Here is a 20,824-nt window from a genome sequence, read left to right as displayed (position 1 = left end):
ATAAAGGAGATATAATGAAACTCAAAGATACCCTAAATCTTGGAAAAACTGAATTTCCAATGCGTGCTGGACTTCCTACTAAAGAACCACTATGGCAAAAAGAGTGGGACGAAGCGAAACTTTACCAACGTCGTCAAGAATTGAACCAAGGAAAACCGCATTTCACCTTGCACGATGGACCTCCCTATGCCAACGGAAATATCCACGTTGGGCACGCCATGAACAAGATTTCTAAAGATATTATTGTTCGTTCGAAATCGATGTCAGGTTTTTATGCGCCTTATATTCCAGGTTGGGATACACATGGTCTGCCAATCGAGCAAGTTTTGGCAAAACAAGGTGTCAAACGCAAAGAAATGGACTTGGTTGAGTACTTGAAACTTTGCCGCGAGTACGCTCTTTCTCAAGTTGATAAACAAAGAGAAGACTTTAAACGTTTGGGTGTTTCTGGTGACTGGGAAAATCCTTATGTTACCTTGACTCCAGACTATGAAGCGGCTCAAATCCGTGTCTTTGGTGAAATGGCTAAAAAAGGCTATATCTACCGTGGTGCCAAGCCAGTTTACTGGTCATGGTCATCTGAATCAGCTCTTGCAGAAGCAGAAATTGAATATCATGACTTGCTTTCAACTTCTCTTTACTATGCCAACAAGGTAAAAGATGGTAAAGGTGTCCTAGATACAGATACGTACATCGTTGTTTGGACAACTACTCCATTTACCATTACAGCATCTCGTGGGTTGACTGTTGGTGCGGATATCGATTACGTAGTCGTACAACCAGCTGGTGAATCTCGTAAGTTTGTGGTTGCTTCAGAATTGTTGACTAGTTTGTCTGAAAAATTTGGCTGGGCTGATGTTCAGGTCTTGGCAACCTACCGTGGTCAAGAATTGAACCATATCGTAACAGCTCACCCTTGGGATACGGCTGTAGATGAGTTGGTAATCCTTGGTGACCACGTTACGACTGACTCTGGTACTGGTATCGTCCATACAGCCCCTGGTTTTGGTGAGGACGACTACAATGTCGGTGTTGCCAATGGCTTGGAAGTGTTTGTCACTATCAATGAACGCGGTATTATGATGGAAAATGCTGGTCCTGACTTTGCAGGTCAATTCTATGACAAGGTTGTACCAACTGTTATCGAAAAACTGGGTGATTTGCTCCTTGCTCAAGAAGAAATTTCTCACTCATACCCATTTGACTGGCGTACTAAGAAACCAATCATCTGGCGTGCAGTACCACAGTGGTTTGCCTCAGTATCTAAATTTCGCCAAGAAATCTTGGACGAAATTGAAAAAGTGAAGTTCCACTCAGAATGGGGTAAAGTACGCCTTTACAACATGATTCGTGACCGTGGCGACTGGGTTATCTCTCGTCAACGTGCTTGGGGAGTTCCTCTTCCAATCTTCTACGCTGAAGACGGCACACCAATCATGACAGCTGAAACTATTGAACACGTGGCTCAACTCTTTGAGGAACATGGTTCTATCATCTGGTGGGAACGTGATGCCAAAGATCTCTTGCCAGAAGGATTTACGCATCCAGGTTCACCAAATGGCAAGTTCAAAAAAGAAACAGACATCATGGACGTATGGTTTGACTCAGGTTCGTCATGGAATGGAGTGGTGGTAAACCGTCCAGAACTCAAATATCCAGCAGACCTTTACCTAGAAGGTTCTGACCAATACCGTGGTTGGTTCAACTCTTCACTCATCACATCTGTTGCCAACCATGGCGTAGCGCCTTACAAACAAATCTTGTCACAAGGTTTTGCCCTTGACGGTAAAGGTGAGAAGATGTCTAAATCTCTTGGAAATACCATTGCTCCAAGCGATGTTGAAAAACAATTTGGTGCGGAAATCTTACGTCTCTGGGTAACTAGTGTTGACTCAAGCAACGACGTGCGTATCTCTATGGATATCTTAAGTCAAGTCTCTGAAACTTACCGTAAGATTCGTAACACCCTTCGTTTCTTGATTGCTAACACTTCTGACTTTAACCCAGCTCAGGACGCAGTCGCTTACGATGAACTACGTTCCGTTGATAAGTACATGACCATCCGCTTTAACCAACTTGTTAAGACCATTCGTGATGCTTACGCAAACTTTGAATTCTTGACCATCTACAAGGCCTTGGTGAACTTTATCAACGTTGACTTGTCAGCCTTCTACCTTGACTTCGCCAAAGACGTTGTCTACATTGAAGGTGCAAAATCACTCGAACGTCGTCAAATGCAGACTGTCTTTTATGACATCCTTGTCAAAATCACAAAACTCTTGACACCTATCCTTCCTCACACTGCGGAAGAAATCTGGTCATACCTAGAGTTTGAAGCTGAAGACTTCGTCCAATTGTCAGAATTGCCAGAGGCTCAAACCTTTGCTAACCAAGAAGAAATCTTGGATACATGGTCAACTTTCATGGACTTCCGTGGACAAGCTCAAAAAGCCTTGGAAGAAGCTCGTAATGCAAAAGTAATCGGTAAATCACTCGAAGCCCACTTGACAGTTTATCCAAATGAAGTGGTGAAAACTCTTCTTGGAGCATTGGATAGCAATGTGGCTCAACTTTTGATCGTGTCAGAATTGACCATCGCTGAAGGTACAGCTCCAGAGAGTGCAGTAAGCTTTGAAGATGTTGCCTTTACAGTTGAACGCGCTGCAGGTGAAGTATGTGAGCGCTGCCGTCGTATCGATCCAACTACTGCAGAACGTAGCTACCACGCAGTTATCTGTGACCACTGTGCAAGTATTGTAGAAGAAAATTTTGCGGATGCAGTCGCAGAAGGATTTGAAGCGAAATAATCAGAATAGACTGAGAAAGGTCGCTAAAATCATAAAAAACGCATAATATCAAGAGTTCAAGTGCTTTGATATTATGCGTTTTATCATGGGAAAATTTACTAGTCCATTTCCTCAAATGAAGTTCTTCCTGGCCTGTCTGTGTAGATAATTAACATAATCAACTATTCAGTTTTCTCATAATTTTATATTTCCACTAATTATAAAGAGACTATCGAACTTAAAATTATTTTTTGAAAATCAATATTTATTATAAAATTTTATAAGACTGTTTAATTTTTAGATAAATTATGATTGAATAATACCTATAAAAATTTTAAGGAGATTATTATGAAAACAAATACACTTGCTCGTGTCAACGCTATTTTTGGTCTTATTTCAGGAATTGTATTGCTTTTAGCGCCAGTCATCATGTTTATCATGGCTATTGGAGCTGCTGCGGCAACTGAAGACGCAGATGTAACGGTTGGGACATTGACAGGGCTCTCAATTATTTTGTCATTGGTTAAAATTGCTGTTTTAGTATTGGGAATTGTGGCTATAGTTTATTATAAAGATGATGAACGTGTTACGAATGCACCTTCTGTTTTGCTCATTGTAGGTGGTGCGGTCGGCTTGATTCCATTTTTGGGATGGGTAGGTGGAATTCTAACCATTATTGGTGGTTCACTTTACTTTGGAACATTGAAAAAATTTGTAATTGAAGAGTAGTAGTTTTCCAATTATTTGGATGGGACTATTTCATCGTCTATCGAGAACAATTATGATAGTGTGATAAAGAGAAGACTGATAAGCTCTCCTCTTTTTCGTTGATTTTGACTAGCTTTTTTGTGAAAAATTGTGTAAAATAGAATAGATAAACGAGGGAAACCTCGAAAAATAAAAGGAGAATCCATCTAATGGTAAAATTGGTTTTTGCTCGCCACGGTGAGTCTGAATGGAACAAAGCTAACCTTTTCACTGGTTGGGCTGATGTTGATTTGTCTGAAAAAGGAACACAACAAGCGATTGACGCTGGTAAATTGATCAAAGAAGCTGGTATCGAATTTGACCAAGCTTACACTTCAGTATTGAAACGTGCGATCAAAACAACAAACTTGGCTCTTGAAGCTGCTGACCAATTGTGGGTTCCAGTTGAAAAATCATGGCGCTTGAACGAACGTCACTACGGTGGTTTGACTGGTAAAAACAAGGCTGAAGCTGCTGAACAATTTGGTGATGAGCAAGTTCACATCTGGCGTCGTTCATACGATGTATTGCCTCCAAACATGGACCGTGATGATGAGCACTCAGCTCACACTGACCGTCGTTACGCTTCACTTGACGACTCAGTTATCCCAGATGCTGAAAACTTGAAAGTGACTTTGGAACGTGCCCTTCCATTCTGGGAAGACAAAATCGCTCCAGCACTTAAAGATGGTAAAAACGTATTCGTAGGAGCTCACGGTAACTCAATCCGTGCCTTTGTAAAACACATCAAACGCTTGTCAGATGACGAAATCATGGACGTGGAAATCCCTAACTTCCCACCATTGGTATTCGAATTTGACGAAAAATTGAACGTAGTTTCTGAATACTACCTTGGAAAATAATTTATAAACAGAAAGCCTAGGATAGACAGTCTGACGCTCAGCACTCTAAAATAATCTGAGTTCATACATCTTATAAGTGAATTAAAAGACGGTTCAAAAAATGAGCCGTCTTTTTTCTATTATTCGTCAAATATAAATATTGGTTTTTGGGGGTTAGATACCTTAGATTTGAATAAGAGAAGATAATCTTAGTTTTATCTGGCAGTATAACTAGACTGTAACTCCTTAACTTATTTTTCTTCTTTTTCCGCCTTACGTTTTTCTTCGTGCTTATCCAGACTTTTCGAAAAGAATTGCTGGGTTAAATCTGTCAGCCAATCTGCTAAACGGTCGCCTGCGAATTGAATAGCGATAAGAATTCCAGTTGCTACAATAAAAACTAAAATCAAGTAATTATCCAAATTAGCCATTTTAATTATTTTCTCCTTGTTTTCTTGCTTCTACTAAAATATCTTTAAAATCGTCATCTTGCCAAAGTGTGAAAAAAGTAATTCCACCAACTATAACAGAGACCATCACACCTGTAAGACTACTTCCACGCTTTTTCGAAACCAGTTCGTTTATCTCTTTGCCTGCGGATTTAAATAGCCCAGCTGAGAGATACGAATCAGGTTTAAATACAGAACCTGCTGTATAGCTTTGCCCGTAATAAAGTACCGAACCATTATCTCTAAATCCATAAAATAGAAACCCAATGATAGCTATTGTTATAATTGCTAATCGAATTTTAATGCTATTTTTCATATTATTCCACCTTTTTAAATTCAAACTTTAATGAATTTTCCCCAATCATAAAACCATTCTGGTTATCAGAATTATCATTCAATGGCTTATTTTCGAAATATAAAGTCTTTTGGTCATCGGACAGGGTTGCAATTCCGGAAATATTTTTTCCTTCAATTACAATTTTGTCGCCTTTTTGATGCCATTTGGCGGAGAAAGTTTCGCCGTTATCTATTGTTAAAGTTCCGTCTTTTTTTATCTCCATAGTAGCATTCCAGTGAATATATTTAGAGATAATTGAAGCAAGGTCGGCTTGTCCAGTTGCTTTACCTGCAATTTTTGCACCATCTTCTCTAACACTTCCTTGGTCGAAGATATCGGTCTTCCACTTGCCTGTAAAGTTCTTAGGGGAACTACAGCCTAAAAGCATAAAACATGACAGTGAAATTATAAATGAGAAAAATAACTTTCTTTTCATTGACACTCTTCCTAATAAATTACCAATATCTATCAAAGGCACTAAGAATATAGCTTAGGTCTTTGGATTGTTCTTTAATCTTCCCACCAACGACTAATTGATATTCAATTCCACCAAGAAAACCACCTGAGCTTTCAATAACCTCAACCAATTCACCACGAACTACTTTTTGATTTAAACGAGTATTCATTTTAAGCCTCTCTCTATTTGAATATTTTATGGCACAATACCACAATCTCGTGCTAATTCTTCTAATGTAAGTCCAGAATACCGTCGTAGGTTCGACAGTTCCTTCTCGATTTCCAGTCTTCCACCTGAAGAATCAACTCTCCATTGCAAAATTGATTCCATAGCTCGAATACTTGCTTCAATTGTCTCTAAAGTTTCTTGAAGCGATTCTCTTTCTTGAGTTAGACTGATGTATTGTTCACGGTCTGCCGAAGCCATTCGTCCACCCAGTTCGTTAATATCAGCCATTACTTCTAAGCGAATTCTTTTCGATTTCTCAAGAATTTTCATCGCTAATTCTTGTTTTTTAGTGTATTTATCAATGGCAGATTTTCTATTAAACCAGAAAATTCCACCAGCAATTGCAATTACCAATATGAAAAAAGCCATATTTTCTCCTTAATAAAACCTCTAAGTATTTGTAGCGCATTAAAAATCGTATTTATTTTAATACGAAATACCTCCTTTTTTTATTTTCACTCAAAAAATCCCTGCTACAATAGGGGTTGAGTTTGTTTTAGTTAACGGTCGTCAACTAAAACAATGAAAAAATAAAAATGCCAATTCAACAAGGTAACTAAAACCTTATTAAATCAGCATTTTAAATATTTTTATTGATAACTTTGATTGTTTTAACAAACGACCGTTTGCTAAAACTGTTGATGAGTTTAATTTACTATTTTTCTAAGGATTTGTCAATCAATTATAGGTGATTTTTTCTATTTATTTGAATACTATTGCGCCTTAGCACATTATATATGGTTGCGGTGGAAATATTCAGCTGATTCGCAATATTTCGAACGGATATTTCTTTTTGCTGGTATTGTGTAATAATTTGCTTTTCTTTATCTTTCGCTATTCCTTTATTGCCAAGCTTCACACCTTTTTCTTTCGCTTTACGGAGTCCGTCTTTAGTACGCTCAGAAATTGCTTGAAGCTCCCATTCTGCCACATAACCCAACATCAAACAAAAGAATTTTCCAGTTAAAGAATCTGTTTCAATATTTTCATGAAGAGATTGAAGGCGAATACCATGATTGGTTAAATCTTCAATAATAGCAGAGAGGTGAAGCATCTTTCTTGTAAGCCTATCTAATTTATATACGACAAAATTTGTTTTAACCCCTTGTTTAGCATAATTTTTGGCTAATTTTAACGCCTTATCAAGCTTCGGTCGCTCCTGATTTCCGCCTGAGTCTTTTTCGATATAGAGTTTATCGCAAAAGCCGAGCGCCTCTTTTTGAACGGATAAACCCAATTCTTGTCGATTATCTGTTGAGCTAACGCGAGCATAACCGATAGTTATGGTTTTGATATTTTCTAATTTGTTCTTGTGATGATTTGTCAAAATTTCTCCTTTCTTTACTATTGTAGCAGGGTGACTATATTTTAGAAAAAAACTTAGTTAAAAGAAAAGACTCGCGATTTTCGCAAGTCTGATAGGTTATATAATGTTCGTATTGATAGTATATTATTTAGTATACGATGTTACCATGAACTGTAAAAAAGAAAAAACAATGTGACGCGTAATAGTCTAAACAATCTGAGTTTAGACACCTTTAAACATTAAAAGACGGCTAAAATAACTGCCTCTATTTTATAGTCTTGGAAAGTAAGGCTATTAATGCTTCAGATTCTCCAGAGTTATCCGTCTTAACAAGACCAGTTTCTGTTTTACTGAATAAAGCATGAAAAATTATCAAGCGTTCTTCCTTATCTACATCTTTACCGTTATAAACTAGTGCTTGATAAAATCTTGTTAAAGCTTCTTTTTGTTCATATTCCATTGCCATATGTTGACTTGAAATAATAATCTTAATAACAATTCTAATAAGGTATATCAAAAAAGAAATCAGTGCGACATAAATAAAGGATTGCGGAAGAAATGGAATATCTTTTTCTGTTCCTCGTAGATAATCATGTATACTAACTAGTAATGATCCTGCAGAAAATATTAGAGCAACAACAAATGTTGCAAGTCCTCCCATCCACCATCTAGTTTTTATCGTATAATTCTTTGAACGTTCTTTCCATAATTTTTCAGGTGCTTCAAGCTGTAGTTTTTTCTCATAGGTATCTTCTAGAATCTTTATAGATGCCTCTTTGTTATTTTGCCATTGTTCAAGATCGTGTTTAAAATCATCTACTTCACGAGAATGTTCTATGAAAATTTCTCTAATTTTTTTATCATTTTTATCAATTAAGTTAGCTGTTTGTTTAAAGTGTTTTTCAGTTTCCTTGGCCATATTGTCCATAGATTCCGAAACAGGCTGGACTAGGTTCTTCTGAATTTCTCTAATAGGAATCTTGAGCTTAGGCATCTCTCTGTTGAGGACAAACAAAGCAGGCAAATTTCGATATGATTCAGTAGATGAAAGATAATAACCGATATTGTTCTTATTCTTTTCAATCTCAATATAACTTCTTATAGCATCCAGCAGGTAGTTTGTAGCCCAGCTTTTTAAGTAAAAATCGGCAAACAATCTTATACTTACTATATCTTTATCTTTATCGATTGGACTATTAATATCTATTCGATAGGTTCTTTTTTCCGTTGAACCCTCACTTGAATAATTTGAACTAAAATAGTTATATATGAAATTAGCTATTTCTTGATAATTAAATTCTTCCTTATTCTTGAGAAAATCTTTTAATTGCTCAAATTTCGTCTTCCAATTCGTCCAATTTTCAAGAATAGGAGTGGCTAGATCATTCTCTTCTTTTTTTTGTTCCCAATATTTATAATTCGATTGAATTGTAGATTCTAACTCAGAGAATTTTAGTTTAGGCTGGTCATAGTTTAGATTGTAGCCATTATTATTAATCTCGAATGAAAAATATTCATCCATAAAATTGGAAATTTGGGCATTAGTTTTTTTGGCCATTCAAACTCCTTGTCTGGTTTAATTTTATTAATAAATTGTCTCTTAATTAGTATTAGCTAGAAGAATACCAATTTACACTCATTATATCATATTTTATATGTCCTTTGGATGATATCGCTACTCCATTAAACATTTTAGCATATTTACGAGCTACCCCCCAAAAATAGTGTTTATTTGAATTTTAGTGAAAGTTACAAGAAAAAAGTATAGAAAAGAGAAAATTCAATTGAAATAAAGATAAAAATTTTCAGTAGAAAGCAATATATTCAATCTTGACATTATTGTAAATGTATGGTATAAATTATATAAGGAATAATGGGGGTATATACCAAATACCCATCAGATTAGAAAACGAGGAAATGCATTATAAAGATTGCTATTGAGATTTAGATGAAGCTATATATCAACAATCAATTCTCATGGCAACGCCTACTATTCATTATAGCTAGGCTTGTGAAACTATGAATTTGATTGTGATATATGTTCATCTAACTTTAGGGCACTTCTGCGTAATGCGTTTCCTCTTTCTGTTCTTATTCCGACCGAGTATTTGAGGCACTTTTCTTCTCTTATCCAGGAGGTGAAAAATGACTTTATTTAATTTTTATCTAAGACACAAAGATGAAGTGAATAATATAATTAGATTAGGAGCAGGTTTAGCTATCACTGTTTTAGTGGAGCCAAATGCCTTCCCAACTCGTATTACTACAGCTATTCCTTCAGTTTTGGAGTCTACGCACTTGCTTTACTGCAAAAAACAGTACTCGTCACGAAGAGTATCTGAAACATTAGAACCACCACCGCAAAAATTGATACAAAGGTTTGTCTTTGCGTCAATTAGAGTGCTGTTGCTTTTGCTTATCCGCCCGCCTAGGTCGGAGGTGCTGTGGCTAAATACAGCAGTAGAAGCAGTTGACATTCTATTGTTATTGTACTCTGCTTTTCGAGCTAGACGGTCTAATCTGTCACCTAATAAAAAGCGGCTATACCATAATAGGCATAACCGCGAATAACTGATCCCCAGTGGTACTTTTTACCATTGGGGGAACTAAAAGGTGCTTCGCCATTTTGCAAACTGCCATTTGCAAAATGCTACTCGGTTAAAGAACTGCTTCCGTTTTCGGAAGTGGTTTTTTATGTTTGAGTTACTATTTATTATATTTTCAGAAAATTCAAAATTTTCGAAAATGTACAAAATACATTCATCATATGAAAACGACGAACTCTTTTTATTTTTTGGGAAAGTGAATCCCCCAAATTTAATAATAACTTTTCGAATTATATCAAAAATTGTCTAACTTGTCAATATTAAAATTAGACGTTTTTGAAAGATAAAATATCTTTCAGATCTATTATATCACATATTCAAATAGATAAGCAATCTTTTGTATGAATAATTTAGTTAATTTTAAAAAAATCTTTAGATTTTTTGTAATATACTTTATGATATCGAAACATTTTTGTAATAAAAATCGTGTATGGATATTATCTCGTTTAAAAATCATCTACACCCAATATTTCTATATCAATAGGTAATCCTCTAACTTTATTTTTAAACTCTTCTCCTAACTCCCTAAAAAACTCATTATTAGTTTCAATCTTCAAAATCTCAATCAAGGCCTTGGCGGTATCTGTTAGGTGAAAGGCACTGTATTCGAATGTTATTCTTTCGTCGGATTCAGTGGTGAAAGTTAAGATGAGGTTATCATTTTGGAAGCCAGAAAGCTCACCTTTTTCTACAATTATCTCATGTCTGCCACCACCAGAAATTAAACCATATTCAATCAGGCGTGAAACTTCATTGCCTTTAACGCCGTATTTAGTGAACAAATCCAAAAAATCAGCGTGCGAAATTAAATAGTAATCTAAAACAGCTTCGCCCGAAAACTCGTCAAAAGAATTGTCATAAAAAGTAAATGGGGCTATTTTTCTGAACAGTTGAAGTTCTTCTTCTGAAAAACGGTTTAAGTCTTGAGTAATCCGCTTCGAATAACCGTTAGCTCGTGACACAAGCTCTTCTAATGGTTTTGAGATAACTTCTGTTTCTTGGCTAAAGTCTGGCTCAATATACTGTTGATGTTTGTTGTGCTGGCAAGCTAAAGTATAAAATAAACACTCAGCCAGAAAAAGATAAGGTCGGTCTTGGTGATTGAACTTGTAAGACTGCTTTAAACCTAATAAAACAGACTTTGGCAGATTTTGCGATTCTTCTATTAGGTCAAAAAAATCTTCTATCGTATCTGCCAACAAGAACTTATTTTCTTTATAGTTGGTGTCGTTTAATCGCTTCTCAGCTTGAAAGATGTAGCTGGAAAAGCCTTTTTCTGCTATCTCATCTTGGACGATCCCGTAAAGGGTTCGTCCTTTATTTTGTCCTGTAAATAATTTATTAAAGGTTGTATCCGATAGATAAGCCAAAGAGTCTGCGTGTAAGACGAGCGATAAGCCGACGCTAACTTTCTTTCTATCAGACCAAGTCGTTTTATTGGCGTGTTTTAAAATAATAGAAAACAGACTAGGAATATCAAACATCAAGCACCTCCGAAACTGGCAAGATTTTAGCACAATTATTGGCAACAAATCACGCTTGGACTTTTCTATAATAAAGTCATAAGTTAGCTAACTTAAAACAATTATATCAAAATTAAAGGAGAAATCTCATGAATTCACTACACAAATCAACTAAAGAAACGGCTTTGGCTCAAATCGCAAATCCGTATCAGTTAGCAGTTGCTAAAGAGCTTAGTCATAAGATGGCTAGCACCCAAGCACAGGAGCTCTTAGCTTCAGACATTCTTTTTAAAATCGGCAATCTTGCTTTAATTCAAGCTGAGATTATTAAGAACAATCCCGAAGCATTGGCTTATACAGATTATGTTATTCGAGCATTTACTCACTACACTACTGAGAAATTAAAATAGGAGTATTATGATGAATATCTTTCTTATTCTTTCCATTATTTTTGTAACTTCGTATTTGCTAGTTTCGATTTGGGATTTTCTAGATGAAGAAGACGATACAGCACCAGAAGAACAGGCTCTGGCGGAGTTCCTCCAGCTCCGCCAAGAAATTCAAGAAGCCTACCTAATCGCCCAAAAAGAATTGTTTAAACGGCGTAAGTTTTAGCCCTATTTGAACTAGACAAAAGGACAAAATATGTTGAAATATACTACTGTTTCATTGCCTAAAATTCATTCCAATCGCTTTTAAAACTGAAGACAGTGAAATTTAACTTTTCATCAATTTTCTTGTATAAATGAAGGCAGAAAGGAGGCCAGCTATGAAAAAACTAATGTCATATATTCTTGGATTTGTTGCTTGTGCTTGGCTTATTAATTGGGCGGTGAAACTAATTCTAGAAATTTGGTGGTTCTTGGTTTTGATGACTGCGGTTATTTTCATTGGCTGGTTCGCCTTTCGGATTATTAATTCTAAAGATTGGAGGTAGAAATGAAAAGAAAATTCGAAGCCTTGTCTTGGAGTGAGTGGAATTGGCAACGTCCTTTTTCTGAAGAAGATGTCAAAAGTTTGCTTGGTCAGTTGGTCGGTCTAACTCGGCGTAAAAGCATTGTTTTTGAAGTTCGCATGACTAAAAATCGCGTACAGTATCTTCTGGGGACGGAAGAACAAGATAAACGTCATATTCACCAGCTAATTCAATCACATCGAACTATTCAGTTTTCAAGAGTTGCAAAACGTGAAAAACTTTCGGTCGCGCGGTTAGTGAATATCAAAGAATCTCACTATGCTTTAAAAGCGGACTCTGTAGAAAATATGATACGTTCAAGCCTTACAATTTCAAAAATACTTCATCCAGACGAAACAGTAGTTGTTCAGTTGGTCATTGGTGCAGGCTCACCACCTCGCCCGCAACCAAAAGACCTGCCTAATTTATCTGCCAAGTGGTATCAAGTAATCACCAACAATATTCCTGAACTATCTGAAAACTCCAAGAAGCTCATGCGCCAAAAGTTGAACCAATCTACTTTTAAGTGTGAAATTCGTCTTGGTGTTCAATCTCGCAGTATTTTGCGAACAAAGGAATTTTTTGATAGCCTACTTAGTAGTTTTCGCATGATGGAATCAAATGCGATCATCGAATTAAAACCATTAGCTATCCAAAAACTTAATCAAACACAACCTTCCTGGTCTTTCCCGTACAGTCTATCCGTCTCAGACTTAGCTTGTTTCATGCTTTTACCTATTGGAGAAGAAAATATTGCAGGTGTGCCAAATGTTCACCCTAAATTAGTAGCTCCGCCTTTGGGCTACAATGTTAATCGGAAGATTCAGCGAAGTTTGGCGCAAACGGTTGAAAGTCAACCAAGACCAATTCAAATTCCAGCTCAAGCTGGCAAAAAGCACACTGTTTTTCTCGGCTCAACTGGTTGTGGCAAAACTACCGCCATGAGTCACTTGATTTTATCAGATATAAAATCTAAACATCATAGTGTAGTTGTAGTAGACGCAAAGGGTCAACTCACTCATGAACTTTTAGAGCGTACACCAGATGAACACGATGAAGATATAGTAGTCATCTCGCCAACTGCCAAACGAGTTGTTGGTATAAATCCTTTTGAACTAACTAAATATGGTATCGAGCCAGAAGTTATTGCAGATTATCTGTTAGAGCTATTTAAAGGACTTTATCCTGAACATTTTGGAATTTACTCACTGGATATTTTGTCACATAGTTTTTTAACTCTGGCGCGCATTCCAAACACTTCTTTAGTGATGTTACCAAGTTTACTCACTAATCAGTCCTTTAGAAACAAACTATTAAAAGAGTTAAAAGACCCAATCGGACTGGAAAGTTTTTGGAACTGGTTTGAGCTACTCAGTGAAGCTCAACGTCACCAGATGTTAAATCCCATTTTGAATAAATTCCGACAGTTTCTACTTCGTCCGCAACTTCGGGCAATGTTGGGACAAACTAACCCAAATTTCAGTCTTGCGGAAATCTTCAAAAGCCGAAAAATTGTATTGATTCCACTAAATAAAGCGGTAATTGGTTCAGAATCTGCGAAACTCATCGGTAGCCTAATCACTTCAATGCTCTGGATGTTAATTTTGCGCCAGTCGTCAGTTGAGCCAAACAAACGCCAATCGGTCTTTATCTATATTGATGAAACACCGAGTTTCTTAGGAATCCCTAACGCTAACTTAGACGAAGCACTTTCTCAATCTCGCCAGTTTAATGTTGGCTGGAATATTGGTTTTCAACACCTCGCCCAAATGTCGCCTCAGTTAAAAGCTGGAATTGAATCTAATGTTGCGAATAAAATTGTTTTTGGCTTAAATCTTGATGAAGCACGCGAAATGGCAAAATATACTCTGGAGATTGATAAAGAAGATTTTTACAGCTTGCCACCATTTTGGGCATATATTAGAACAGAAATCTCTCCTAACACCTACCGTTGGATTATCAGTAAAACCTACCCACCTAAACCAAAAAATAGAGATAGTCGTGTGCCATTTTTAAATAGCTTGAGCCGATACGGACAAGATATTTCAGAAATTGAAAGCCAATTCGAAAACTACATTTTTGAAAAATCTTCTTCGAAAAATGAAAATTCTAACCAAAAATTAACAGATTTAGGGCGCAAAAAGCGTTCCAATCGCTCTTCGAATCGTGTTGATGAAGAAAATTCTTCCACCCCTGATAAATAAAGATTTTTAGGATTTTTACTCACACGACTTACTCCGTAACTAAGCACATTTTACGGAAAGTACACCTTTAAATTTAATGGAGAACAAAACAGATGAAATGGAATCAATTAACTAATGAAGATACACAGATTCTTTACTTTTTAAATCAAGCTAGATATGCCACTACTAACCAACTAGCCAAACTCTTTTTCGCGGATAGCGCTCGATTTGAAACTGCTATTCGCCGTGCTAATTTTACCGCGCAAAGTCTGAAGAAAGCTGGATTGGTTTCACATTTACAACGGCGAGTTGGTGGCGTGCGTCGGGGCTCGTCTTCCTATATTTGGCAAATTACTTTTCAAGGGCTAAAGCTCCTTAAAAGTCAAGATGGCAGCATTATCTTGCGTTATAAAAATCAATATGAACCGACTCAGCACCACGTTGAACACACTTTGGCGATTACGGAAATTTTTGTTGAGACACTGGATGCCGTTCGAGACTCAGAAAAGCTATCGCTTGAAACTTTTTCCTTTGAGCCGAACTCTTGGCGTAGCTACCAAAAACTTTCTGGTATAGGCAGAACTCTAAAGCCGGATGCTTATTTAGAGCTAGTTAGTCAAGAATATGAAGATCATTACTTTTTAGAAATAGACCGAAGCACAGAAAGTCTTGCGCGTGTCGTAAATACTTGCAAGAAATATATTGAATATTATCGCTTAGGTATTGAACAGCGACAAAAGGAAGTTTTTCCATTTGTGCTCTGGATCGTGCCAGATGATAAGCGTAAGCTGGCGATTTCGAAAGCGATTCAAAAAGAACTATACAATTTTTGGGAACTGTTCACTGTAATAACACTTGAAGAATACTCAGATTATATCAAGGGAGGAATAGCTAATGAATCAAAAGAATAAAGATCGAGATTCAAACCAGCCCTCACGCACCGCCGAAGAAATTTGTCGAATTGGTCGAACGACTTACTTAATCCGTCACCGTTTTACTGGAAATCGCAATCTTGAAAATGTCCTAGAAAGGTTGATTTTAAGCGATAAATCACTACTTTAACAGTAGTAAAAATGGTATAATAGGAGTATAAGGTGTGTGAACTCCAAAAGGAGAAAAACACATGAACAGAACTTTGACAATTTCAGATTATAGACAAGTAGATACTTCGAAACTTTCAGATATAACGGTGGTTTATTGTCGCCTAAGTCAAGACGACGGGCTGGATGGAGATAGTAACTCAATTATCAATCAGAAGAAAATTCTGCTTGATGTAGTTACAAGAGAAAATCTCCCTAATCCTATTTTATTTGTCGATGATGGTTTTAGTGGCACAAACTTCGACCGTCCAGCTATCTCGGAAGCTTTGCGGTTGGTAGAAAATCGGCAAGTTTCAAATTTCGTCGTTAAGGATTTAAGTCGTCTAGGACGTTCTTATATCAAGGTTGGTCAACTAACGGAAATCACTTTTCCTAGCTTTGACGTCCGCTTTATCGCCCTTAATGATGGAGTGGATTCTAACAAGCCCAATGAGAGCAACTCCATTTTCTTACCAATCAAGAGTTTAATGGACGAAATGTATGCGGCAGATACCAGCAAGAAAATTCGGGCAGTCGTGCAATCTAAAGCGAGAGCTGGCGAGCGTGTCACAGTAAATCCACCTTATGGCTACCTCAAAGACTCAAACAATCCTAAAAATTGGATTATTGATCCTGTTGCCAGCGAAGTTGTGAAACGGATTTTTAAGGAAGCGAAAAACGGAAAAAGTCTTTCAGAGATTGCGAAAGGATTAGAAAATGACAAAGTTTTCAAGCCAGACCGCCACCGAATCGAAATAGGTTTAAAACCCATTTCCGCCAGTTCGAATGTTGAGAGCTTGCCTTATTTTTGGACACGAGAAACCCTAAGTAATATTTTAGGACGTGAAGAATATCTAGGACATACGGTTAATCTTCGTACACGGAAAAAATCTTACAAAGACAAGCGTAAGGTAGATAACCCAAAGGAAGATTGGTTGGTTTTCAAGAATACCCATGAAGCGATTATCGACCAAGAAACTTTCGATATTGTCCAGAAGATGAGGAGTCATAAGCGTTCGAATCAACGGTATAAAAATCGGGCTGGTCACGAGAATTTGTTTGCGGGATTAGTTTTTTGTGGATCTTGTGGGCGAAAGCATTATTTCTGTCCACAAGAGAAAAATGGACTTAACCACGACCATTACAAGTGTTCTGGCTACCGTAAGCCGATTGATGGTTGCGAAAATCCGCATTACATTCAAAAATCTGCCCTGATTGAGATTGTAAGTGACAAGCTCCGCCAAACCATTCAGGAATCCCACTTCGACCAAGAAGCCTTTTTAAAGAAGCTAGAGCAACAGAGCCAAGCTCAATTCAGCAAAGACAATAAACGTCAGCGCCAGCAACTTCAAAAAGATGAGCATCGCTTTAAAGAAATAGACCGAATTATCCAGAAACTTTATGAAGATAATCTATTTGGCAAAATTTCAGATGAACGCTTCGTGAAGTTAAGCCAGAGCTATGAAGAAGAACAGCACCAGCTCCAAGCTTCCATTTCTAACTTAACCGAAAAAATCGCCAACCAACAAGAAGATAAACTTAATATCTCCAAGTTTATGACGAGAATTTCGAAATATACAGAGCTACCAGAATTAACCGTTGAGATAGTGAATGAGCTGATTGACAAGATTGTGATTCATAAACCAACTGGCACGAAACGCAAGCGCATTATTCAGATTGATATTTATTATAATTTCATCGGAAAACTAAACAATGAAAAAAGCGAGCCAAACGAATTGGCTCGCTAACATTAACCTCAATAACTAAACTGCTAGGTGTCAGGTCAGCAATTCCTAGGCTTTTTTGTTTTTGCTTCTAGTTTCCAACTAGTTGAAAAAGCGTTATAATGATAGTAAAGAGTGACTTAATTGTAAGAAAGAGAGAAGGACGATGGCTTATATTGAGATGAAACACAGCTACAAGCGTTACCAGGTTGGGGATACGGAGATTGTGGCTAATCGCGATGTGAATTTTGAAATCGAAAAAGGGGAGCTGGTTATTATCCTTGGTGCTTCTGGTGCTGGAAAATCAACAGTTCTCAATCTCCTAGGAGGTATGGATACCAATAATGAGGGGGAGATTTGGATTGATGGTGCCAATATTGCTAACTATAGTTCGTACCAACGAACAAACTATCGTCGTGAAGATGTAGGCTTCGTTTTTCAGTTTTACAATCTAGTCTCCAATCTGACAGCCAAGGAAAACGTAGAGTTGGCCTCAGAAATTGTAGCTGATGCCTTGGATCCAGAGCAAGTGCTAAAAGACGTAGGGCTAGGTCATCGCCTGAATAACTTTCCAGCCCAGCTTTCTGGAGGGGAGCAACAGCGAGTCTCCATCGCACGCGCTGTAGCCAAAAATCCTAAAATTCTCCTCTGTGATGAACCGACGGGTGCCTTGGATTATCAGACGGGGAAGCAAGTCTTGAAGATTCTCCAAGACATGTCACGTCAAAAAGGAGCAACAGTGATTATTGTGACCCACAATGGCGCGCTAGCTCCTATTGCAGATCGGGTGATTCACATGCGCGATGCCACGGTTAGGAGCATGACGATCAATGAGCGTCCGCAGGATATCGATACATTGGAGTATTAGGATGAAAAAAACATATCGGAAAGACCTACTCCAGTCGGTAACTGCTTCCAAGGGACGCTTTGTTTCTATCTTAACCTTGATGATGCTGGGTTCTTTAGCTCTAGTTGGCCTCAAAGTGGCCAGTCCAAACATGGAACGTACGGCAGAAGATTATCTCCGTAAAGCCAATACTCTGGATCTGGCCGTGATAGCTGATTATGGCTTGGACAAAGAAGACCAAGACGAACTAAAGACACTTCAAGGAGCAAGTGTTGAGTTTGGCTATATGGCAGACCTAACCGTTGAAAATGGTGAAGAAGCGGTTCGACTTTATTCCAAACCAGAGAGCATTTCAACCTTCCAAGTGACAGAAGGGCGACTGCCAGAAGCTAATGAGGAAATTGCCTTGGCTGATTTCTGGAAAGACCGTTATCAGATTGGAGAGACCATTACCTTTAGCAAGAAAGAAGAAAAGTCCGTCCTAAAATCCCAAACTTTCACAATTACTGGATTTGTTCAGTCGGGTGAAATTCTTTCTAAGGAAGATTTAGGAAGTGCTAGTAGTGGAAATGGAAGCTTGGCTGGCTATGGAGTGATTTTACCCAGTCAGTTTGACTCAGATGTCTATAGTATCGCGCGTGTGCGCTATGACGATTTAAAAAATCTGGATGCTTTTTCATCAGACTATAGGAGCAAACGAGATCAACATCAGGAAGAGTTGCAAGACTTGCTGGAAGATAATGGTCAAAAAAGATTGGCAAGTATCAAAGCAAATGGGCAAAAGAGCTTGGAAGATGGGAAAGAACAGCTCCAAACTGCTGAAAGCAACCTTGAAAATGGCAAGAGTCAGTTAGAGCAGGCCGAAAGTCGCTTGAAAACGCAAGAAGAACAAGCGACCGCTTTACCAGAACCGCAAAAGAGTCAAATCGAGGGACAGCTGACAAAAGCTAAGGAAGAATTGGCGACTAAAAAAGAAAAACTGGCTCAGACGGAGAGTGATCTATCTAAGGAAAAATGGAAGCTTGAACAGCGTCAGAAAGAGCTTGATGAACTGGCAGAGCCGAAATACCACGTATACAATCGTCAAACCATGCCAGGTGGACAAGGTTATCTCATGTACAGTAATGCATCATCAAGCATTCGATCAGTCGGAAATATCTTCCCAGTGGTGCTTTATATGGTCGCCGCAATGGTGACCTTTACAACGATGACTCGCTTTGTAGATGAAGAGCGCACCAATGCTGGTATTTTCAAGGCCTTGGGTTACCGAAATCGAGATATAGTTGCCAAGTTTGTCCTCTATGGTTTTCTTGCAGGAACTGTGGGAACCATTATAGGAACACTTCTTGGACATTATCTTCTTGCAGGGGTGATTTCAGATGTTATAACAGCTGGGATGGTTGTTGGAAAAAGTCACGAGTATTTCTATTGGTCTTATAGTCTTATTGCCCTAGCTTTAAGTTGGGTATCCAGCGTTTTGCCGGCTTATCTGGTGGCGCGAAGGGAACTACACGATGAAGCAGCCCAACTCTTGCTTCCCAAACCTCCCGTTAAGGGAGCAAAGATTTTACTGGAACGTCTGAGCTTTATTTGGAGTCGTTTGAGCTTCACTCATAAGGTTACGGCGCGAAATATTTTCCGTTATAAGCAACGAATGTTGATGACCATTTTTGGAGTTGCGGGTTCGGTTGCTCTCCTATTTGCAGGTCTTGGTATTCAGTCTTCTGTGGGAGGAGTTTCCGAGCGCCAATTTGAACAAATCCAGCAATACCAGATGATTGTAGCGGAAAAGAGCAGTGCAACGGAGCAAGAAAAAGCAGATCTAGAGAGTAGCTTGAAAGCTGAACCTATCCATGCTTATCAAAAGATTTACTCTAAATCCATTGAAAAAGATTTCAAAGGAAAAGCAGGACTTCAGACTATCACCATAATGGTCACAAGCAGAGAAGACTTCAAGCCCTTTATCGTATTAGAGGAAAAGGGGCAAGAAGTGCAGGTTACCGATGGAGCGGTATTGAGTCAAAAACTAGCTCAACTAGCAGGTGTTACGGTTGGGGACGAGCTGGAGCTTGATGGGAAGGAAATCAAGGTCGCGGCTATTTCTGAAAACTATGTTGGACACTTTGTTTATCTCAACCGAGCGACTTACGAACAAGTCTATGGAACCAGTCCGCAAGACAATACCTATCTAGTAAAATTAAAAGACCCAACACCTTCCAATACGGAGAAAGAAGCTGCTATCTTCATGGAAAAAGCTGCTGTTTCTGGGGTAGTCCAGAATGCAACGGCCATCCATCTCTTTGAATCCGTGGCTAGTTCGCTCAATAAAATCATGGCAATCCTTGTCCTTGTTTCCGTCTTGCTAGCCATTGTTATTCTTTACAATCTAACCAATATCAATGTGGCAGAACGTATCCGTGAACTTTCCACTATCAAGGTTCTCGGTTTCCACAATAAAGAAGTGACCCTCTATATCTACCGAGAGACCATAGTGCTATCCCTTGTGGGGATTGTTCTAGGTTTGGTAGCAGGCTATTATTTACATCAATTTTTGATCCAAATGATTTCTCCTACCACCATACTCTTTTATCCACAAGTCAGCTGGGAAGTCTATGCTCTTCCAATCGTCGCAGTGACTGTAATCTTAGCCTTACTAGGTCTCCTTGTCAATCACCACTTGAGAAAAGTGGATATGCTCGAAGCCCTGAAATCAGTAGAGTAATTCATGGTTTTAAACAGTAAATCAGTTGACAAAGTCTCTGCTTCTTGGTAGAATAAGAACTGTCGTAAAGACAAATAACTTCTTCTTGGTTAC

At 38.0% G+C, this 20,824-nt stretch carries 21 protein-coding genes; 13 read left to right on the top strand and 8 right to left on the bottom strand.

The window, feature by feature from the left end; all coding sequences use genetic code 11:
* Positions 1 to 14: 14 nt before the first annotated feature.
* From ileS to D8854_RS03220, 3 genes are all read left to right on the top strand, one after another.
* Entirely contained in the window at positions 15 to 2,807 is a 2,793-nt protein-coding gene (gene ileS, locus D8854_RS03230) for an isoleucine--tRNA ligase (RefSeq protein WP_125449571.1), read from the top strand.
* Between the two features lie 327 nt (positions 2,808 to 3,134).
* The gene (locus tag D8854_RS03225) at positions 3,135 to 3,515 is read left to right on the top strand and encodes a hypothetical protein (RefSeq protein WP_009730427.1); all 381 of its coding nucleotides are present in this window, start codon (positions 3,135 to 3,137) and stop codon (positions 3,513 to 3,515) included.
* A gap of 188 nt (positions 3,516 to 3,703) precedes the next feature.
* On the top strand, positions 3,704 to 4,396 hold the full coding sequence (locus D8854_RS03220) for a phosphoglycerate mutase (protein WP_125449569.1): 693 nt from the start codon (positions 3,704 to 3,706) through the stop codon (positions 4,394 to 4,396).
* A 230-nt stretch (positions 4,397 to 4,626) separates the two neighbouring features.
* Here D8854_RS03220 and D8854_RS03215 read toward each other — a convergent pair whose 3' ends face one another.
* The 7 genes from D8854_RS03215 to D8854_RS03190 all read right to left on the bottom strand — a co-directional run bounded on the left by D8854_RS03215 (position 4,627) and on the right by D8854_RS03190 (position 8,710).
* Positions 4,627 to 4,806 (bottom strand): hypothetical protein, encoded by a 180-nt coding sequence (locus D8854_RS03215; protein WP_125449567.1) that lies wholly within the window; start codon positions 4,804 to 4,806, stop codon positions 4,627 to 4,629.
* A 1-nt stretch (position 4,807) separates the two neighbouring features.
* A complete protein-coding gene (locus tag D8854_RS03210) occupies positions 4,808 to 5,140 on the bottom strand; it encodes a hypothetical protein (RefSeq protein ID WP_125449565.1) in 333 nt (110 codons plus the stop codon).
* 1 nt (position 5,141) lies between these two features.
* Complete coding sequence (locus D8854_RS03205) at positions 5,142 to 5,597, bottom strand: hypothetical protein (protein ID WP_260469218.1); 456 nt, start codon at positions 5,595 to 5,597, stop codon at positions 5,142 to 5,144.
* A gap of 19 nt (positions 5,598 to 5,616) precedes the next feature.
* A complete protein-coding gene (locus tag D8854_RS09795; RefSeq protein WP_001097413.1) occupies positions 5,617 to 5,787 on the bottom strand; it encodes a hypothetical protein in 171 nt (56 codons plus the stop codon).
* A 26-nt stretch (positions 5,788 to 5,813) separates the two neighbouring features.
* A complete protein-coding gene (locus D8854_RS03200; RefSeq protein ID WP_125449563.1) occupies positions 5,814 to 6,215 on the bottom strand; it encodes a hypothetical protein in 402 nt (133 codons plus the stop codon).
* Positions 6,216 to 6,528: 313 nt separating this feature from the next.
* Positions 6,529 to 7,173, bottom strand: a complete 645-nt coding sequence (locus D8854_RS03195) for a recombinase family protein (protein WP_125449561.1) — start codon at positions 7,171 to 7,173, stop codon at positions 6,529 to 6,531.
* A 244-nt stretch (positions 7,174 to 7,417) separates the two neighbouring features.
* Positions 7,418 to 8,710, bottom strand: a complete 1,293-nt coding sequence (locus D8854_RS03190; protein WP_125449559.1) for a DUF6161 domain-containing protein — start codon at positions 8,708 to 8,710, stop codon at positions 7,418 to 7,420.
* Positions 8,711 to 9,297: 587 nt separating this feature from the next.
* Between D8854_RS03190 and D8854_RS03185 the strand changes: the two genes are divergently transcribed.
* Positions 9,298 to 9,723 (top strand): hypothetical protein, encoded by a 426-nt coding sequence (locus D8854_RS03185; RefSeq protein WP_125449557.1) that lies wholly within the window; start codon positions 9,298 to 9,300, stop codon positions 9,721 to 9,723.
* Positions 9,724 to 10,204: 481 nt separating this feature from the next.
* Here the strand turns inward: D8854_RS03185 and D8854_RS03180 are convergent, their stop codons facing one another.
* Positions 10,205 to 11,242: a hypothetical protein gene (locus D8854_RS03180; RefSeq protein ID WP_125449555.1), complete on the bottom strand. Its 1,038-nt coding sequence runs from the start codon at positions 11,240 to 11,242 to the stop codon at positions 10,205 to 10,207.
* Positions 11,243 to 11,370: 128 nt separating this feature from the next.
* Here D8854_RS03180 and D8854_RS03175 point away from each other — a divergent pair, with 128 nt between their 5' ends.
* The 9 genes from D8854_RS03175 (at position 11,371) to D8854_RS03145 (ending at position 20,731) form a co-directional block, all read left to right on the top strand.
* The gene (locus tag D8854_RS03175; protein WP_125449554.1) at positions 11,371 to 11,631 is read left to right on the top strand and encodes a hypothetical protein; all 261 of its coding nucleotides are present in this window, start codon (positions 11,371 to 11,373) and stop codon (positions 11,629 to 11,631) included.
* Between the two features lie 10 nt (positions 11,632 to 11,641).
* Positions 11,642 to 11,836 (top strand): hypothetical protein, encoded by a 195-nt coding sequence (locus tag D8854_RS03170; protein ID WP_125449552.1) that lies wholly within the window; start codon positions 11,642 to 11,644, stop codon positions 11,834 to 11,836.
* 154 nt (positions 11,837 to 11,990) lie between these two features.
* Positions 11,991 to 12,158, top strand: coding sequence for a hypothetical protein (locus D8854_RS09790; RefSeq protein WP_185768056.1), 168 nt, complete (start codon positions 11,991 to 11,993; stop codon positions 12,156 to 12,158).
* 2 nt (positions 12,159 to 12,160) lie between these two features.
* Positions 12,161 to 14,380, top strand: coding sequence for a type IV secretory system conjugative DNA transfer family protein (locus D8854_RS03165; protein ID WP_125449550.1), 2,220 nt, complete (start codon positions 12,161 to 12,163; stop codon positions 14,378 to 14,380).
* Positions 14,381 to 14,472: 92 nt separating this feature from the next.
* The gene (locus D8854_RS03160; RefSeq protein ID WP_125449548.1) at positions 14,473 to 15,270 is read left to right on the top strand and encodes a replication-relaxation family protein; all 798 of its coding nucleotides are present in this window, start codon (positions 14,473 to 14,475) and stop codon (positions 15,268 to 15,270) included.
* Entirely contained in the window at positions 15,254 to 15,421 is a 168-nt protein-coding gene (locus D8854_RS09785; protein WP_185768055.1) for a hypothetical protein, read from the top strand. Before D8854_RS03160 ends, D8854_RS09785 begins: the two co-directional genes overlap by 17 nt.
* Before the next feature lie 61 nt (positions 15,422 to 15,482).
* Positions 15,483 to 17,186 carry a recombinase family protein gene (locus tag D8854_RS03155; RefSeq protein WP_125449546.1) on the top strand — a complete coding sequence of 568 codons (1,704 nt, stop codon included), beginning with the start codon at positions 15,483 to 15,485 and terminating at the stop codon, positions 17,184 to 17,186.
* A 142-nt stretch (positions 17,187 to 17,328) separates the two neighbouring features.
* Positions 17,329 to 18,030 (top strand): ABC transporter ATP-binding protein, encoded by a 702-nt coding sequence (locus tag D8854_RS03150; RefSeq protein ID WP_125449544.1) that lies wholly within the window; start codon positions 17,329 to 17,331, stop codon positions 18,028 to 18,030.
* A complete protein-coding gene (locus tag D8854_RS03145) occupies positions 18,026 to 20,731 on the top strand; it encodes an ABC transporter permease (RefSeq protein ID WP_185768062.1) in 2,706 nt (901 codons plus the stop codon). The genes D8854_RS03150 and D8854_RS03145 overlap by 5 nt, the downstream gene beginning before the upstream one ends.
* The last annotated feature ends 93 nt before the right edge of the window (positions 20,732 to 20,824 follow it).

The sequence above is a fragment of the Streptococcus mitis genome (assembly GCF_003943905.1).
Taxonomy (GTDB): domain Bacteria; phylum Bacillota; class Bacilli; order Lactobacillales; family Streptococcaceae; genus Streptococcus; species Streptococcus mitis_BC.
This window is presented reverse-complemented; position numbering and strand designations above follow the sequence as displayed.

What these genes read in the sequence shown, in the direction of transcription:
- ileS (WP_125449571.1), top strand. Translation starts at nt 15, where the DNA reads ATGAAACTCAAAGATACCCTAAATCTTGGAAAAACTGAATTTCCAATG.
- D8854_RS03225 (WP_009730427.1), top strand. Translation starts at nt 3,135, where the DNA reads ATGAAAACAAATACACTTGCTCGTGTCAACGCTATTTTTGGTCTTATT.
- D8854_RS03220 (WP_125449569.1), top strand. Translation starts at nt 3,704, where the DNA reads ATGGTAAAATTGGTTTTTGCTCGCCACGGTGAGTCTGAATGGAACAAA.
- D8854_RS03215 (WP_125449567.1), bottom strand. Translation starts at nt 4,806, where the DNA reads ATGGCTAATTTGGATAATTACTTGATTTTAGTTTTTATTGTAGCAACT.
- D8854_RS03210 (WP_125449565.1), bottom strand. Translation starts at nt 5,140, where the DNA reads ATGAAAAATAGCATTAAAATTCGATTAGCAATTATAACAATAGCTATC.
- D8854_RS03205 (WP_260469218.1), bottom strand. Translation starts at nt 5,597, where the DNA reads ATGAAAAGAAAGTTATTTTTCTCATTTATAATTTCACTGTCATGTTTT.
- D8854_RS09795 (WP_001097413.1), bottom strand. Translation starts at nt 5,787, where the DNA reads ATGAATACTCGTTTAAATCAAAAAGTAGTTCGTGGTGAATTGGTTGAG.
- D8854_RS03200 (WP_125449563.1), bottom strand. Translation starts at nt 6,215, where the DNA reads ATGGCTTTTTTCATATTGGTAATTGCAATTGCTGGTGGAATTTTCTGG.
- D8854_RS03190 (WP_125449559.1), bottom strand. Translation starts at nt 8,710, where the DNA reads ATGGCCAAAAAAACTAATGCCCAAATTTCCAATTTTATGGATGAATAT.
- D8854_RS03185 (WP_125449557.1), top strand. Translation starts at nt 9,298, where the DNA reads ATGACTTTATTTAATTTTTATCTAAGACACAAAGATGAAGTGAATAAT.
- D8854_RS03180 (WP_125449555.1), bottom strand. Translation starts at nt 11,242, where the DNA reads ATGTTTGATATTCCTAGTCTGTTTTCTATTATTTTAAAACACGCCAAT.
- D8854_RS03175 (WP_125449554.1), top strand. Translation starts at nt 11,371, where the DNA reads ATGAATTCACTACACAAATCAACTAAAGAAACGGCTTTGGCTCAAATC.
- D8854_RS03170 (WP_125449552.1), top strand. Translation starts at nt 11,642, where the DNA reads ATGAATATCTTTCTTATTCTTTCCATTATTTTTGTAACTTCGTATTTG.
- D8854_RS09790 (WP_185768056.1), top strand. Translation starts at nt 11,991, where the DNA reads ATGAAAAAACTAATGTCATATATTCTTGGATTTGTTGCTTGTGCTTGG.
- D8854_RS03165 (WP_125449550.1), top strand. Translation starts at nt 12,161, where the DNA reads ATGAAAAGAAAATTCGAAGCCTTGTCTTGGAGTGAGTGGAATTGGCAA.
- D8854_RS03160 (WP_125449548.1), top strand. Translation starts at nt 14,473, where the DNA reads ATGAAATGGAATCAATTAACTAATGAAGATACACAGATTCTTTACTTT.
- D8854_RS09785 (WP_185768055.1), top strand. Translation starts at nt 15,254, where the DNA reads ATGAATCAAAAGAATAAAGATCGAGATTCAAACCAGCCCTCACGCACC.
- D8854_RS03155 (WP_125449546.1), top strand. Translation starts at nt 15,483, where the DNA reads ATGAACAGAACTTTGACAATTTCAGATTATAGACAAGTAGATACTTCG.
- D8854_RS03150 (WP_125449544.1), top strand. Translation starts at nt 17,329, where the DNA reads ATGGCTTATATTGAGATGAAACACAGCTACAAGCGTTACCAGGTTGGG.